This is a genomic window from Aliidiomarina taiwanensis, from assembly GCF_003987015.1.
GTDB classification, from domain to species: domain Bacteria; phylum Pseudomonadota; class Gammaproteobacteria; order Enterobacterales; family Alteromonadaceae; genus Aliidiomarina; species Aliidiomarina taiwanensis.
In genome coordinates, this window is the sequence record NZ_PIPQ01000022.1 from 1 (window position 1) to 2,243 (window position 2,243).

The 2,243-nt window shown below is 40.5% G+C and carries 5 protein-coding genes; all 5 read left to right on the top strand.

From position 1 onward, the window contains the following. The first annotated feature begins 181 nt into the window (after positions 1 to 181). The 5 genes from CWE15_RS11875 to CWE15_RS11885 all read left to right on the top strand — a co-directional run bounded on the left by CWE15_RS11875 (position 182) and on the right by CWE15_RS11885 (position 2,020). Positions 182 to 367, top strand: a complete 186-nt coding sequence (locus tag CWE15_RS11875; RefSeq protein WP_420807762.1) for a transposase — start codon at positions 182 to 184, stop codon at positions 365 to 367. A 77-nt stretch (positions 368 to 444) separates the two neighbouring features. Beyond that, on the top strand, positions 445 to 576 hold the full coding sequence (locus tag CWE15_RS12165; protein ID WP_275065516.1) for a hypothetical protein: 132 nt from the start codon (positions 445 to 447) through the stop codon (positions 574 to 576). Beyond that, complete coding sequence (locus CWE15_RS12090; protein ID WP_420807761.1) at positions 573 to 743, top strand: hypothetical protein; 171 nt, start codon at positions 573 to 575, stop codon at positions 741 to 743. Before CWE15_RS12165 ends, CWE15_RS12090 begins: the two co-directional genes overlap by 4 nt. A gap of 164 nt (positions 744 to 907) precedes the next feature. After that, positions 908 to 1,591 carry a bacteriocin fulvocin C-related protein gene (locus CWE15_RS11880; protein ID WP_126758295.1) on the top strand — a complete coding sequence of 228 codons (684 nt, stop codon included), beginning with the start codon at positions 908 to 910 and terminating at the stop codon, positions 1,589 to 1,591. Positions 1,592 to 1,609: 18 nt separating this feature from the next. Continuing rightward, on the top strand, positions 1,610 to 2,020 hold the full coding sequence (locus CWE15_RS11885; RefSeq protein ID WP_126758296.1) for a hypothetical protein: 411 nt from the start codon (positions 1,610 to 1,612) through the stop codon (positions 2,018 to 2,020). Positions 2,021 to 2,243: the final 223 nt, after the last annotated feature.

A 2,243-nucleotide genomic window follows, 5' to 3' on the forward strand; every position in this document is an offset into this window, starting at 1 on the left:
ACGCAGTACACGAGACTGGAGACCTGCTGGCGATGTGGCGTTAAACCCGTCCTCGCTGGAGGAAATTAAGCGCAATAAAGCGGTTGCTTAGAACAAACTTTTTGGACAACTCGGTTGAAAAACACCGACAGCTTCTATTGTCTCTTATTGAAGTGTCCATTTGAATTAGACCAGAACAGATATCTGCCGTAAGTATGGCATTGGCAATTCCAGTTTTTATAAGTGGAGTGAAAAATATGGTGGTATGGAAGCGTCCGATGTACGGAGCTTAAAAGAGCTTGAAGAAGAAAACCGGCGACTCAAGCAGATGTATGCCGAGTTGAGCCTGAAATCACAGATGCAAGAGGATATTATAAAAAAGCTTTAGCACCTGTGGCAGAACGAAAAATCTGGGCACGGGAGTTATAGGTGCAGTATAACGCGAGTATTGTAAAGTGCTGTAATGTGGTTAGCATCAGCCGTACCGCTTACTATTACGAGCCTAAGTTGGCCGATGATAATCCAATCATTGATGCACTCAATGCGTTGATTGAAAAACATCAGCGCTGGGTAAGTGCTGGTCAATTGACTTTATGAGCGATAGCTTGCACAACAAAGTCCGGTTTCGGACATTTAATGTTATTGATGACTTTAATCGCGAAATACTCGGCATTGATATCGCGACCAGCATGCCATCATTGCGTGTGATACGTTATTTGGATCAACTTGCTGAATGGCATGGTTATAGCAAAACATTAGGCTAACTTCCCCGTAACTTCACACCTTCTCTTCGGTCAGTTGAACCATCGAAGAGAACATTAATCACATTAATACCACAATGTCGAATAAACTTGCCCCCACTCCATCCATAAACTAATATTAACAATGCAGTAATTAATTGGTTATGTTTTATAATAAGGTGATTCGTATGAAAATAAACATTTATCGCTGTTTCATTATTACGTTTCTCATTTTTATTAGCATTGCTACATTTGCTGAAACTAGAAACATTGTGGACGAGTCTAATTCTGGTAATTGCGAGATGATGACATTATCCAGTCAAGGAGAGGAAGTCCTCATGAATCTATCGCAAAGAGCTGCAGGAGTAGATTCACTCAGGCAACTTTCGGAAATATCTCAGAGGCAAAGAAGACTGGTAGTTGGAGAGTTAACTCAAGAAAGAAAAGCTGAGTTGTGGCGAGTTCATTTTGAGGAAGTAAAAAGAAGTCATTTTTGGACTCAAGACCAAGCTAAAATAATTGAGCACTTATCAGATTTATCTCAAAAGGCACATGCAGTAGGTAAGGATTCAATTTTTCATGAAACACTGGTAGAAGCTCCTTTGGAATCTTTAGATTCTCTAGTGGATGCATATTTCACGTATGAAGAACGGTTGCTTTTAAACGACTTAGGTGGAGATTACATTGTTCAGAAACAGCAGATTTCTTCGTCGTCAGGCCAAGGAGAATGTACTTGCAGTTTGAGTGCAGCAAATAATAGATTCTGCTTTGCTGGTATATGCATCAATTCGTTTTGCACTGAGAAATATGGCTGTGGTTGGTTCTGGCTTGATCGCTGTGATGGCAGATGCTCTAGTCAGGCTGAGCCGTAAAATTAATGGAGGTGAAACATGAATACAGTTATCTATATAGTCATTTTAGCTGTTGTAGCAGCTTTAATTGGTCAAAGTCACGATATGATGAATCTCATTAATGTTCCGGCATTTCTCATTTTTGTTTTATTGTGGGCTGGATTTAACCTGCTGTTCATTAAAGGAAACCAATCGATTGACTTAAAATCACCAAAGAGTCGACTGGTAGTATGGAAAGAACAGATAAAAATACTTTATTCTGCTGGGCTTGTAACTGCAGCACTGGGGCTAGCATTGGTAGGAACAACTTGGAACGGGCTTAGCTTAAATGTGGCTGAGTTAGCGGTTGCACTACTACCTTTACTTTATGCGGTTTTAGCAACAGAGCTTGTAGTCAGACCCATAGTAAGGAATAAAGAAATTTCTCTGAGTACTTTTCAAACAGCGTAAAGCCAAAAAATAGGGGCATAAGCGAGACTGTAAAAGATTTTGTGTAAATGGCTGGTTTCACTGTTAAATCCGATCCTGATATATAATCTCGAACTGTGGAGTGTTCAATATTCTGTGTCAGCCAAGTTTTCATAGGTCTATATGATCATCCAGTCGACCATCGAAGTGGATGCTCAGTTGCGACAGCGTCAGGTTCCAGTTTTGCACCGGATGCGACCATCGC

Coding starts and splice junctions, on each gene's coding strand:
- CWE15_RS11885 (WP_126758296.1), top strand. CDS start 1,610: ATGAATACAGTTATCTATATAGTCATTTTAGCTGTTGTAGCAGCTTTA.
- CWE15_RS12090 (WP_420807761.1), top strand. CDS start 573: ATGAGCGATAGCTTGCACAACAAAGTCCGGTTTCGGACATTTAATGTT.
- CWE15_RS11880 (WP_126758295.1), top strand. CDS start 908: ATGAAAATAAACATTTATCGCTGTTTCATTATTACGTTTCTCATTTTT.